The sequence below is a fragment of the Eubacterium sp. 3_1_31 genome (genome assembly GCF_964249515.1).
Classification (GTDB): domain Bacteria; phylum Bacillota_I; class Bacilli_A; order Erysipelotrichales; family Erysipelotrichaceae; genus Longicatena; species Longicatena caecimuris.
This window is the reverse complement of record NZ_CAXUBY010000061.1, coordinates 1-13,429: the sequence shown is the minus strand read 5'-3', so window position 1 is coordinate 13,429 and position 13,429 is coordinate 1. Positions and strand designations below refer to the sequence as shown.

Annotated in this window: 11 protein-coding genes and 3 pseudogenes; all 14 read left to right on the top strand. The window is 41.7% G+C overall.

Annotated features, from left to right (window positions below):
• Positions 1-684: pseudogene (locus tag ACESSZ_RS15330) on the top strand (hypothetical protein); the annotation flags it as partial.
• Positions 685-867: 183 nt separating this feature from the next.
• Positions 868-2,064 (top strand): MobT family relaxase, encoded by a 1,197-nt coding sequence (gene mobT, locus ACESSZ_RS15325; RefSeq protein WP_023921737.1) that lies wholly within the window; start codon positions 868-870, stop codon positions 2,062-2,064.
• Positions 2,065-2,097: 33 nt separating this feature from the next.
• Positions 2,098-2,211, top strand: a pseudogene (locus ACESSZ_RS15320) (DUF3789 domain-containing protein); the annotation flags it as partial.
• Between the two features lie 741 nt (positions 2,212-2,952).
• Complete coding sequence (gene ltrA, locus ACESSZ_RS15315; RefSeq protein WP_499842880.1) at positions 2,953-4,863, top strand: group II intron reverse transcriptase/maturase; 1,911 nt, start codon at positions 2,953-2,955, stop codon at positions 4,861-4,863.
• 103 nt (positions 4,864-4,966) lie between these two features.
• Positions 4,967-5,191 carry a hypothetical protein gene (locus ACESSZ_RS15310; protein WP_032548346.1) on the top strand — a complete coding sequence of 75 codons (225 nt, stop codon included), beginning with the start codon at positions 4,967-4,969 and terminating at the stop codon, positions 5,189-5,191.
• A gap of 85 nt (positions 5,192-5,276) precedes the next feature.
• Positions 5,277-5,519 carry a DUF3781 domain-containing protein gene (locus ACESSZ_RS15305; RefSeq protein WP_002303262.1) on the top strand — a complete coding sequence of 81 codons (243 nt, stop codon included), beginning with the start codon at positions 5,277-5,279 and terminating at the stop codon, positions 5,517-5,519.
• The gene (locus ACESSZ_RS15300) at positions 5,516-5,986 is read left to right on the top strand and encodes a GyrI-like domain-containing protein (RefSeq protein WP_002606082.1); all 471 of its coding nucleotides are present in this window, start codon (positions 5,516-5,518) and stop codon (positions 5,984-5,986) included. The genes ACESSZ_RS15305 and ACESSZ_RS15300 overlap by 4 nt, the downstream gene beginning before the upstream one ends.
• Before the next feature lie 177 nt (positions 5,987-6,163).
• On the top strand, positions 6,164-6,301 hold the full coding sequence (locus ACESSZ_RS15295) for a hypothetical protein (protein ID WP_425459009.1): 138 nt from the start codon (positions 6,164-6,166) through the stop codon (positions 6,299-6,301).
• On the top strand, positions 6,289-6,786 hold the full coding sequence (locus tag ACESSZ_RS15290; RefSeq protein WP_002606084.1) for an antirestriction protein ArdA: 498 nt from the start codon (positions 6,289-6,291) through the stop codon (positions 6,784-6,786). Before ACESSZ_RS15295 ends, ACESSZ_RS15290 begins: the two co-directional genes overlap by 13 nt.
• Positions 6,787-6,801: 15 nt before the next feature.
• Complete coding sequence (locus tag ACESSZ_RS15285) at positions 6,802-7,308, top strand: antirestriction protein ArdA (protein WP_077735153.1); 507 nt, start codon at positions 6,802-6,804, stop codon at positions 7,306-7,308.
• Positions 7,309-7,422: 114 nt separating this feature from the next.
• Positions 7,423-7,821 (top strand): conjugal transfer protein, encoded by a 399-nt coding sequence (locus ACESSZ_RS15280; RefSeq protein ID WP_002606086.1) that lies wholly within the window; start codon positions 7,423-7,425, stop codon positions 7,819-7,821.
• Positions 7,799-10,249: a conjugal transfer ATPase TcpF gene (gene tcpF, locus ACESSZ_RS15275; RefSeq protein WP_343018107.1), complete on the top strand. Its 2,451-nt coding sequence runs from the start codon at positions 7,799-7,801 to the stop codon at positions 10,247-10,249. Before ACESSZ_RS15280 ends, tcpF begins: the two co-directional genes overlap by 23 nt.
• Positions 10,249-12,459 (top strand): CD3337/EF1877 family mobilome membrane protein, encoded by a 2,211-nt coding sequence (locus tag ACESSZ_RS15270; RefSeq protein WP_343018106.1) that lies wholly within the window; start codon positions 10,249-10,251, stop codon positions 12,457-12,459. Before tcpF ends, ACESSZ_RS15270 begins: the two co-directional genes overlap by 1 nt.
• A pseudogene (locus ACESSZ_RS15265) lies at positions 12,456-13,370 on the top strand (bifunctional lytic transglycosylase/C40 family peptidase); the annotation flags it as partial. The gene ACESSZ_RS15270 and the pseudogene ACESSZ_RS15265, both read left to right, overlap by 4 nt.
• Between the last annotated feature and the right edge of the window lie 59 nt (positions 13,371-13,429).

Sequence of the window (13,429 nt, the reverse complement as noted above, 5' to 3'; positions counted from 1 at the left end):
ATGAAGCGAAAGTTTCATGTACGGTGTGAAGCGGGGGAAAACTTGGAGATAACATCAAAGAGTTACCTATCGCTATCGGACTTAGCAGACTTAGGAACAGTTATGGGAAATGTGTATCACACCAAAGAAGAAATGATAGACTGTGTCAATGCCTTTTATGAGGGCATGGTACAGCGAAGTGAGGAAATGAAGCAACACCCGAACTATAAGACGGGCGAAAACTATGCCTATCTGGGACTGCCACCCTGCTTTCTTATCTTTGATGAATATGTAGCATTTTTTGAAATGCTGGGGACGAAAGAAAGTGTGAGCTTACTTAGCCAGTTAAAGAAAATCGTTATGTTAGGACGACAAGCAGGTTATTTCCTTATCGTTGCCTGCCAGCGTCCAGACGCAAAGTATTTCTCGGACGGTATCAGAGATAACTTCAATTTCCGTGTGGGCTTGGGGCGTATCAGCGAATTAGGTTACGGTATGCTGTTCGGTTCAGATGTGAAAAAACAGTTTTTTCAGAAGCGTATCAAGGGGCGTGGCTATTGTGATGTGGGAACAAGCGTTATCAGTGAGTTTTACACGCCTTTAGTCCCGAAAGGACATGATTTTTTGCAGACTATCGGCTCTCTTGCACAAGCAAGGCAGGACGGGACGGCGACGTGCGAAGCGAAAGGCGACGGCACGGACTAGCCGTTGCTGGTGTGGCGTCAGCCACGCCAGCAGGTAAAACCCCTCGGTATCTAACAGAGGGGTACGTTTGCAAATGGACAAAAGACAAAAAACATAGGAAACATAAGGCTTCTGGCATGGTTTCCTAGCAAAAATCGACTGTGAAGTCGTCTTAAAAAACTTCACACTTTACAGATTGGGGGTATGGTTCTGAATGAAGAACAATGGATAAAAGAATTACGGGAGAAACGGATTGCTTACGGTATCTCACAAGGCAGGCTGGCGGTGGCTTCTGGTATCACAAGGGAATATCTCAACAAGATAGAAAGCGGAAAAATGAAGCCGTCAAAGGAACTTCTGGAAACTCTGCATAAGGAACTGGCAAGGTTCAATCCAGAAGCACCGCTTACCATGCTGTTTGATTATGTGAAAATTCGTTTTCCCACGCTGGATATACAGCACATCATCAAAGATATATTAAAACTGAATATCAATTATATGCTCCATGAAGATTACGGACATTACAGTTATACGGAGCATTATTCTTTAGGGGACATCTTTATCTATACGTCGGCTGACGAAGAAAAAGGTGTCCTTTTAGAGTTAAAGGGGCGTGGTTGCAGGCAGTTTGAAAGTTACCTGTTAGCACAACAAAGAAGCTGGTATGACTTTCTCATGGACGCACTCGTAGACGGTGGCGTGATGAAGCGTATCGACCTTGCTATCAACGACCATACGGGCATTTTGGATATTCCAGAGCTTGCGGAAAAATGCAGGAAACGGGAATATATTGGAAAGTCCAGAAGCTATAAGTTTTATCAGTCGGGCGAGCTTATCAAGCACAGAGAGGACGACAGAGAATATATGGGACGTACCCTTTATCTTGGTTCGCTGAAATCTGATGTATATTTCTGTATCTATGAAAAGGACTATGAGCAGTACGTCAAGTTAGGGACACCGCTGGAAGAAGCAGACATTATCAACCGTTTTGAGATACGGCTTCGGAATGAACGAGCCTATTATGCAGTACGAGATTTGCTGACTTATTATGACGCAGAGCAGACCGCATTTTCTATCATCAATCAGTATGTGCGGTTTGTTGATGAAGAACCAGACAAGCGAAAAAATGACTGGAAACTCAATGACCGCTGGGCTTGGTTTATTGGCGATAACAGACAGAGCTTGAAGCTGACGACAAAGCCAGAGCCTTACACCTTAGACCGTACATTGCGGTGGGTACAAAGGCAGGTAGCACCAACCTTGAAAATGCTGAAAAAGATTGATAAGGGAAACGGTACAGACTACATGGAAACAATCGAACAGCAGGCAAAGCTCACAGAAAAGCATGAAATGATAATCAAACAGCAGACGACCCCTGCAAAAGATTTGGTGGAAAGTTAGGAGTGATAAAAAATGTGGGTATTATTAAAAGACTTCCTGCTGGTATCTATGGGAATGGGTATCGGCGTAGTCTTGATGTGTATTTTGAATGTCGGCAAAGAAGCTGACTGTGAAACGAAACAATTAGAAGAAAGTGAGGACAATTAAATGAATTTCGGACAAAATTTGTGTGCGACTCGTTCCTTAGTGAAAAGCTAAGGCACTAATAAAAGAACGAAAAAGTTTGGTTATTAGGAGAACTGATAATCTGACAGGTGGAATGATGAAGTAACGCTCTGAAACGCCTGCCCTGAGCCTCCGACAAGCATTGTATGAGGAAACTCAGAATGTTTGAAGCTCGGTAAAGACGGCTGAAAGATACCGTAATAGTTGATGAACATATATCTTCTATCGAAAACTATCCAGAGGTGGGTAGCGTATCCAACAGGTCGGGGGTCTATAAAATATCTATGGTTAGAATGTTCCACAAGGGACTGACGAAACAGCGAATGTACGGGTCTAAATTTGTACTTTGTAGAAATGCAAAGGTACGAGAAATCGTAGCTGGTGTGGCAAAGTAAGAATATAGGTTATGAAATGCCATATAACGTTACAGGCGGTATCAAGCCAGCAGGCTTATAGCTAGTGACCTAAGGATATATATGTATAGATAAGATTATCGGAACGAGGAAAGGTATTGGGTTCTCATCAAGAGAATAAGCTGACGAAGAACAATAAGCAGTTGAACCAATGCTGAAAAGCAGAGGGCGAACCTAAGAAATTCTTGTAATGAGAATGGAGGAATACCCTCAAGTCGTGTATATATTAGAAAAGTATTATGTTGTTTTAATAAGGATTACGAGTAAGATAAAAAAGCTCACTCAATTTCAAGCAAAGGAGTGAAGCCTTATGCCTAAAAATAAAAATGAAACATTGTGTGTAGAAGATTTAAGACACGCTGAATATTACGAAATGCAAAACACCTTTGATGATTTATATGCCAAAAGTAAGAATGGAGATATTTTCACTCATCTTATGGATATTATCCTATCGAGAGAAAATATATTACTGGCATATCGAAATATCAAAGCAAATGCAGGCAGTAAGACAGCAGGAACAGACGGTACAATAATTAAAGATATTGGCAAATTGCCAGCAGAAACAGTTGTCAAAAAGGTAAGATATATTGTCGCAGGCACTCCGCACGGGTATCGACCTAAGCCAGTAAGGCGAAAAGAAATACCAAAACCAAATGGGAAAACCAGACCCCTAGGTATTCCTTGTATGTGGGACAGGCTTATACAACAATGTATCAAACAAGTGCTAGAACCAATCTGCGAAGCCAAATTTAGTGAAAACAGCTACGGTTTCAGACCTAATAGGTCGGTTGAAAATGCAATCAAAGCAACTTATAATCGCCTGCAAATTAGCCAACTGCATTATGTGATTGAATTTGATATTAAGGGATTTTTTGATAACGTGAACCATTCCAAACTGATAAAACAAGTGTGGGCTATGGGAATACGGGACAAGCACTTAATATTTATTTTGAAAAGGATATTGAAAGCTCCAATCAAAATGCCCAACGGCACAATAATATATCCAGATAAAGGAACTCCACAGGGTGGAATTATATCTCCACTACTAGCAAACATTGTTCTTAATGAGCTAGACCATTGGGTAGAAAGTCAATGGCAGGAAAATCCAGTTACTAAAAACTATGTGGTGCATATCAATAAAAGCGGTAGTCCATGCAAAAGTAACGCTTACAAAGAGATGAAGAAAACAAAGTTAAAGGAAATGTATATTGTTCGTTATGCAGATGATTTTAGAGTTTTCTGTCGCTACAAAGAAAGTGCCGAAAAAACCAAAATAGCAATCACTCAATGGATTGAGCAACGATTAAAATTGGAAGTATCACAAGAAAAGACAAGAATTGTAAATGTTAGAAAAAGATATTCCGATTTTCTTGGGTTCAAAATTAAAATGATACCGAGAAGAAAGAAGTTAGTTGTTAAATCACATATAAGTGATAAGCAGTTCAAGAGTCAGAAAGAAAAGCTGGTATCACAGGCAAAGAAAATTGCTTCTCCCTCAAAAGGGAAAACGGAATTAGAGGAAACAAGGCTTTATAATTCAATGGTGTTAGGTATGCAAAATTATTATCAGACTGCAACAAATGTAAATCTGGATTGTATGAAACTTAACAGAGCTGTAATGGCTATCTTCACTAGCAGATTAGGTGCAAGCAAAAAGGGCAGATTGAGAAAAACAGGCAGACAACTTACAACTAAGGAAGCAACAAGATATGGTAAATCTAAAATGCTTCGATATGTGGCTGGCGAGGGCGAACCTATTTTCCCTGTTGGATATATCCAACACAGAAAACCAATGGCAAAGGTGTATTTAGCAAACTGCTACACTCCAGAGGGACGAAAATTTATTCATACTAATCTAAGTGTTGATAAATTACTGATGTATCAGTTGATGAAACTATCTTTGGAAAATCGCACAATAGAATACGCAGACAATCGAATTTCGCTATTCTCTGCTCAACACGGAAAATGTGCTATAACTTTGAAAGAATTTCAACAAGCCAATGAAATACATTGCCACCACATTATTCCAACAGAAACAGGTGGAAACGATGATTTTAAAAACCTTATTTTAGTCAAAGAAGCGATACACCGTCTGATACACGCTAAAACAGAAGAAACTATACAGAAATACATAGCTCTATTAGAGCTAAACAAAGTCCAGCTCATAAGACTAAATAAATATAGAGTATTAGCTGGCAATCAAGAAATAAACTTGATATAGGTTTACTACATAAATACTTTTCAATATAAACACGATGGAACGCGGAGTGCGGTGAAAGTCGCACGCTCCGTGTGAATGGGGGGAAAAGTTTGAGATATTTATAATATCAGGGACTTACCTATCCATATATCAATGGTTTTTATCAAATGCACAGAGCTTAGTGCTTATGGCGATCGTGGTTATCGGTATCTACTTAGGTTTCAAGCGTGAGTTTTCCAAACTTATCGGCTTCTTGGTAGTTGCCTTAATTGCTGTCGGCTTGGTATTCAATGCTGGCGGTGTAAAAGATGTACTGTTAGAGTTGTTTAACAAAATCATCGGTGCATAAAAATTTATTGTAGTGCTGATATGAGAATGTTATAATTGGGATATAAAACATACAAATAAATTGCTGAAAAATGAGGTATCAAAATATGGAAAATGAATTACTGGAAAACTTAGGAAGACTTCACACAACTGAACTTGGCGTTATTAGAATTAAAAAGAACTTATCTTTGAATGTAGAAAATGTAATTGAATGGTGCAAAGAAAAAATTAGCCTTTCTAATGCGGAAATCACAAGAAAAGGAAAAAATTGGTATATAACGATTGATAATTGTATTATAACAGTAAATGCGTACAGTTATACCGTTATCACTGCTCACAAGGTAAAATGATAAATTTTTCTATAAAGGAATTAAACGCATTTGCAGTTATTGGGCAAGAAGTAGAACTGACTAATTATCAAAAAAAGAATATTCAGATTAGTACACAGTTTTGGAGAAAGTTTAACAGTAGTTTGAAAAAAGCGTATCTTTCACAATCGGGAAATTGGGTAAAATATGCTTTTATGGAAAGAAGAAATGGAAAACTTTATTATTTCTGTTCTATTCCCCAAAGAACCATTACCCCAGAGGGCTTTCTGTATAAAGAAATACCGTCTTATAAATATTTGGTTGTGGAACATATTGGTGCTATGGAAAAAATATATGAAACTTATGGAAAAATTTATCAGGAAATTATTCCTAATACACCATATACCCCTATAAAAAATATTATCCTGCACTTTGAAAAATATGATTACCGTTTCCATTGGAATAGAGATAATTCAGTTATTGAAATTTGGATACCTATTCAAGATTAAAAACAATTTCATATCCATACACACAAAGCAGTTGGTCTTAGGATTGACTGCTTTTTTCTTACCTAAAAATCAGATTGGAGTGATGAAATGAACGATATTTTTAAGGATATGCAGGCAAAAGTCGGCTGTGAATATCTTTCCGACATGCCCTTTTACAAGCGTGAAGTATGGCAGTAAATGAAACGGCTGAGCCCTGCCGACTATCCTAAAAAACAACTGGAAGATTTTTCTGTCTATGTTTTTGGTATGTCCTACCAGATATTACAGGCAGTTATGAAACAACAGAGAGGAAGTGAAAAACAATGTATGAATTAAGAGTACAGATTGAAGCTGTCCCAACAGTCGAGGGCGATATACTATCCGCATGGTTTACCCTGCCGATTGACGAGGAACTCTTTTCTGAAAGGCTGGGCGTGGACGCAGAAAGCAATGATTACCGTATCACAGAAAAGGAACTGCCCTTTGCCGAGGAAGTGGACGAAGATACTACGGTGGATAGGCTCAATGATTTTTACTACACTTATGAAAGCCTGCCAGCCGATTTGAAAGAGGACTACGGGGAGCTGATGTGCCACTTTACCAGCCTTGAGGAACTGCACCAGCACCGACACGACATTATCCACTATTCATGGTGTAAGAACATGGCTGATGTGGCGAAACATCTGCTAGACAACGACCCTGCCTTTGCAGAGATTGACGAACGCCTAGTCCGATACTTCAATTTTGAAGCCTACGGACAGTATCTTGACGACAATGGAAAATTCATAGAAACGGAACACGGTATCTACGAACTTCCATAGAAATGAGGTGGTCTAATGAGCGTTGATGATATGGCAGTCTATATCGCAAATTTAGGGGATTATGTTGAGGGCGGTGTCAAAGGGGCGTGGTTTCATTTTCCACTCGACGAGGAAGAAATCGCAGAGCGTATCGGGCTGAATGGTCGTTATGAAGAATACGTTATCCACGATAGCGAAAACTTCCCTTGCGAGTTGGAAGAATATACGTCCATAGAAGAACTAAACCGTATCTATGAGCTGATACAAGACTTTCCAGAGGAAGTGTTAGATAATCTTGACGATTTTATTTCCTACTATGGCGACCTTGAAGAACTGGCAGACCATATTGGCGATATTATCTGCTATTCGGGGTGTGAAACAATGGAAGATGTTGCGTATCAGAAGATTTATGAAGAAAATGTACTTGGGGAAATACCGCCTGCCTTTTTCCATTACATAGATTGTGAAGCCTATGGCAGAGATATTGAAATTCAAGACTATTTTGTAAAAACAAGGTACGGTATGTGTGAAATCAAACGATAAGCTGGAAGATCAGCAACAAGAACTGTTGCTACTGACAGCGATTTTATATTGAGGGACAGTCTGAAAATGGCTGTCCTTTTCCATTTAGAAATTTACGAAAGGAGCTGGAAGAACTTGAAAAAAATTAAATCTTATACGGGTATCTGGAACGTGGAAAAAGTCTTGTATGCAATCAATGACTTTAACCTGCCCTTTCCCGTTACTTTTACACAGATTACATGGTTTGTGCTTACAGAATTTATCATCATTCTGTTTGGGGATATTCCCCCACTTTCCATGATTGAGGGAGCATTTCTCAAATATTTCGGTATTCCCGTTGCTCTCACTTGGTTTATGTCGCAGAAAACCTTTGACGGAAAGAAGCCGTACAGCTTTTTGAAATCGCAAATAACCTATGCCCTGCGACCGAAAATCACTTATGCAGGAAAAGCCGTAAAACTGCATAAGCAGATATTGAATGAAACAATCACGGCAGTAAGGAGTGTGAACGATGTTCCCGATAAAATATATTGACAATAACCTTGTCTGGAACAAGGACAATGAAGTGTTTGCCTATTATGAGCTGATACCGTACAACTATTCTTTCTTATCCGCAGAGCAGAAATTTATTGTGCATGACAGCTTTCGCCAGCTAATCGCACAATCCCGTGAGGGTAAAATTCATGCCTTGCAGATTGCCACGGAAAGCTCCATACGAAGTATGCAGGAGCAGTCAAAGAAACTGGTAACTGGAAAATTAAAGGAAGTTGCCTGCCAGAAGATAGACGAGCAGACCGAAGCGTTAGTATCTATGATTGGGGACAATCAAGTGGACTACCGCTTTTTTCTTGGCTTTAAGCTCATGGTTACGGAAGAACAGTTCAATCTGAAGAACATCAAAAAATCGGCATGGCTGACGTTCAAAGAATTTCTCCATGAAGTGAACCACACGCTGATGAATGATTTTGTTTCCATGCCGAATGATGAAATCAACCGTTACATGAAAATGGAAAAATTACTGGAAAATAAAATCTCCCGTCGCTTTAAGGTGCGTCGCTTGGAAATCAATGACTTTGGGTATCTCATGGAACATCTTTACGGCAGGGACGGTATCGCCTATGAAGATTATGCGTACCAGCTACCAAAGAAGAACTATAAGAAAGAAACGCTGATAAAATATTATGACCTTATCCGTCCGACAAGGTGTGTGATTGAGGAAAGCCAGCGGTATTTACGATTGGAACATGAGGACAAGGAAAATTATGTGTCCTACTTTACCGTCAATGCGATTGTCGGCGAGCTGGATTTTCCGTCCTCTGAAATCTTCTATTTCCAGCAACAGCAATTTACCTTTCCCGTTGATACTTCCATGAATGTAGAAATCGTGGAGAACCGAAAAGCATTAACAACCGTCCGCAATAAGAAAAAGGAATTGAAAGACCTTGACAATCACGCTTATCAAGCAGGAAGTGAAACCAGCTCAAATGTGGTGGACGCTTTAGACAGCGTGGACGAGCTGGAAACCGATTTAGACCAGAGCAAAGAAAGTATGTATAAGTTAAGCTACGTCATACGGGTGTCTGCACCCGATCTTGACGAGCTGAAACGCCGTTGTGATGAAGTCAAGGACTTTTACGACGACCTCAATGTAAAACTGGTACGTCCTGCTGGGGATATGCTGGGGCTTCATTCTGAATTTTTACCAGCCAGCAAGCGATATATCAATGATTATGTGCAGTATGTAAAATCAGATTTTTTAGCTGGGCTTGGCTTTGGAGCAACCCAGCAGTTAGGGGAAACTACGGGTATCTATATGGGATATTCCGTTGATACGGGAAGAAATGTGTACCTGCAACCGTCTTTAGCTTCGCAGGGCGTAAAAGGCACAGTTACCAACGCCCTTGCTTCTGCTTTTGTCGGTTCGCTTGGCGGTGGGAAGTCGTTCTGCAACAATCTTCTGGTGTACTACTCTGTTCTCTTTGGGGGACAAGCGGTTATCTTAGACCCAAAATCAGAGCGTGGCAACTGGAAAGAAACGCTCCCAGAGATAGCCCATGAAATCAATATCGTAAATCTTACCAGCGACAAGGACAATGCAGGACTTCTTGACCCATTCGTGATTATGAAGAATGAAAAAGACGCTGAAAGTCTGGCAATCGACATCTTGACATTTTTAACGGGTATTTCCTCTAGGGACGGCGAAAAATTCCCCGCACTTCGTAAAGCGGTGCGTGCCGTTACCCAGAGCGACAGTCGGGGCTTGCTCCATGTGATAGACGAGCTACGCCGTGAAGATACGCCAGTATCAAGAAATATCGCAGACCATATCGACAGCTTCACGGACTACGACTTTGCACACCTGCTGTTTTCAGACGGTACGGTAGAAAATGCTATCAGTCTGGATAACCAGCTCAATATCATTCAAGTAGCCGACCTTGTATTGCCAGATAAGGACACGACCTTTGAGGAATACACGACCATTGAATTATTGTCGGTGTCTATGCTGATTGTGATTAGTACCTTTGCCCTTGATTTTATCCATTCGGACAGAAGCATTTTTAAGATTGTCGATTTAGACGAAGCGTGGGCGTTCTTAAATGTGGCACAAGGAGAAACGCTCTCTAACAAGCTGGTTCGTGCTGGACGGGCTATGCAGGCAGGCGTTTATTTTGTTACACAATCCTCTGGGGACGTGTCAAAGGAAAGTCTGAAAAACAATATCGGCTTGAAGTTTGCATTTAGAAGCACGGATATTAACGAGATAAAGCAGACCTTAGAATTTTTCGGTATCGACAAGGACGACGAGAACAACCAGAAACGCTTGCGTGATTTGGAGAACGGACAATGCTTATTGCAGGACTTATACGGACGTGTCGGCGTGGTACAGATACACCCCGTCTTTGAAGAACTGCTACACGCCTTTGATACCAGACCGCCCGTGCAGAGAAATGAGGTGGAGTGATGAAAGAAAGGATAAAAGGTGCGTTCACAAAAAAGAAGATTTTCCACTTTCTCAAAATGGCTCTGTTTGTCGTGGCACTCTCCCTTATCCTGCTTTCGCTTCTGGGGACGGTGGCTCATGCAACGGGGCTTGTGGACGATACCATAAACGCAGAAAATCTATATTCAAAATATCCGCTGTCAAATTACCAGCTTGATTTTTATGTGGATAATAGTTGGTCGTGGCTTCCGTGGAACTGGCTGGACGGTATCGGAAAATCGGTGCAGTATGGGCTTTACTGCATTACCAACTTTGTCTGGACGATAAGCCTTTATTTAAGCAATGCCACGGGCTATGTGGTGCAGGAAGCCTATAAGCTGGACTTCATCAATGACATGGCAGACAGTATCGGAAAAAGCATACAGACCCTTGCAGGCGTAACGCAGAACGGCTTTTCTTCTACGGGCTTTTATGTTGGTTTCCTGCTTCTTATTATCTTAGTGGTGGGACTTTATGTAGCCTATACGGGACTGATAAAACGGGAAACCAGCAAGGCACTTCACGCTGTTATCAACTTTGTGGTGGTGTTCGTGCTGTCCGCTTCCTTTATTGCCTACGCTCCCGACTACATCAAGAAGATAAATGAATTTTCATCAGACATCAGTACCGCTTCTTTGGACTTGGGAACAAAAATCATGCTCCCCAACTCTGACAGCGAGGGCAAGGACAGCGTGGACTTGATACGGGACAGCTTATTTTCTATTCAAGTGGAACAGCCGTGGCTCTTGCTTCAATTCGGTAACTGCAACGCAGAGGAAATCGGGACAGACCGTGTAGAAGCTCTTGTATCAGCAAGTCCAGAGGACGAGGACGGTAAGACTAGAGAGGAAGTCGTGAAAACAGAAATCGAGGACAACGACAACAACAATCTGACGATACCGCAGGTGGTAAACCGTTTAGGTATGGTGTTCTTCCTGCTGTTCTTCAACTTAGGTATCACGATATTTGTATTCTTGCTTACGGGCATGATGTTGTTTAGCCAGATACTTTTTATTATCTTCGCTATGTTCTTGCCTATTAGTTTCCTGCTCTCTATGATACCGAGTTATGAAAGCATGGCAAAGCAGGCAATCGTGAGGGTGTTTAATACCATTATGACACGGGCAGGAATAACGCTCATTGTAACGGTGGCGTTCAGTATTTCCAGTATGTTTTATAACATTTCCACGGACTACCCGTTCTTTATGGTAGCGTTCTTGCAGATAGTATGTTTCGCTGGTATTTATATGAAGCTGGGCGACTTAATGAGTATGTTCTCTTTGAACGCTAACGACAGTCAAAGTATGGGACGAAGAATTTTCCGCAGACCGTATCTGTTTATGCGACATAGAGCTAGGCGTATGGAACACCGTATTGCAAGGGCAGTAAGTGCTGGCGGTATTTCGGGCGGTGTAGCTGGTGCGGTGGCTGGAAGTGCCGTTGCTGGCAAACGGGCGGAAAGAAAAAATACAGCTTCTAAAGAAAATCGGGGCAATACCACTTCCAGCATGGGACAACGTGCAGGCTCAAAGGTGGGAGCTGTTTTAGATACGAAAAATAAAGCGAAAGACAAGGCAAACGCTGTCAAAGAGAATATCAAGGATATACCGACACAGACCGCTTATGCGGTGTATTCTGCAAAGGAAAAGGCAAAGTCCAGCGTGTCCGACTTCAAGCGTGGCGTGGTGCAGGAACAGCAGTCCAGACAGACGGGACGCTTGGAAAAGCAGGAACAGCATAGGAAAAATATCGCTGATAAGCGTATGGAGCTTCAAAAGGCACAAGAAGCAAGGCAGGCACAGCGAAAGGCTGACGGATCAGCGACAACGGGAGCTACCCGTCCCCATGAGCGACCAGCCACAGCTTCAACCATTCCAAAGCCGAGCATGGAAAAAATGCAGGAAGTCAAACGCCCTGCCACAGCGACCACTTCAAAGATAAGTGAGCCAGTCAAGATAAATGTTATCAAAGAGCGTCCGTTATCTTCTGGTGCTTCTGATAAGAAAGCGACCCAGCCTGCACAGCAAGTACATAGGCAGAATGTAGAAAAAGTGGTATCGCAGGAAACACGACAGAATTACACGAAAGACCGCAGGACAAAGGTTCAACAGACGCAGAGCGTCCAGAAGAACCAGCAGACCACAGAGAAAACCCGTAACCTTGTAACGAAGAAAGGACAGAAGAAAAAATGAAACTGAAACATATCGCTATCATTGGCAGTCTGTTTCCTATCCTCTTTTCGCTGGTGCTGTTCTTTGGTGTTTTGATTAGTGCGGACAGCGACGACGAGAACAGCAACTTTTCTTCCGGCATTACGGGTATGAACTTATCCGCAGAAGTCTTGAAACATCAGCCTATGGTAGAAAAATACGCCAGAGAATACGGTATCTCCGAGTATGTCAATGTGCTACTTGCTATCATTCGGGTAGAAAGTGGCGGTACGGCAGAAGATGTTATGCAGAGTTCGGAAAGTCTTGGTTTACCGCCTAACTCTTTAGATACGGAAAGCTCAATCAAGCAGGGGTGTAAGTATTTTGCGTCCCTGCTTTCTTCCTGCAAAAATCAAGGTATCGACGATTTGAATGTAGCGATACAGTCCTATAACTATGGCGGTGGCTATGTGGGATATGTGGCAGGAAAAGGAAAGAAACACACTTTTAATCTTGCAGAGAGCTTCGCCCGTGAGAAATCGGGTGGAAAGAAAGTAACCTATACGAACCCGATAGCCGTTGCGAAGAACGGGGGCTGGCGGTATGGCTATGGAAATATGTTCTATGTGGAATTAGTCAATCAATATCTGACTGTGGCACATTTTGATAATGCGACGGCACAAGCGATTATGAATGAAGCGTTGAAATATCAAGGCTGGAAGTATGTGTATGGTGGCAGTAACCCGAACACTTCCTTTGATTGTAGCGGACTTGTGCAATGGTGCTATGGAAAAGCTGGTATCTCCTTACCGAGAACAGCACAAGCACAGTATGACGCTACCCAACATCTTCCACTCTCGCAGGCAAAGGCTGGGGACTTGGTGTTTTTCCATTCCACCTATAATGCTGGTTCGTATGTAACCCATGTGGGAATAGTGCGTCCAGAGGGACGAAAGTTAGAAGTAGATTAAAGAAAGGGGGACAGAAAAAAAAAAAAAAAAAGGCACTACCC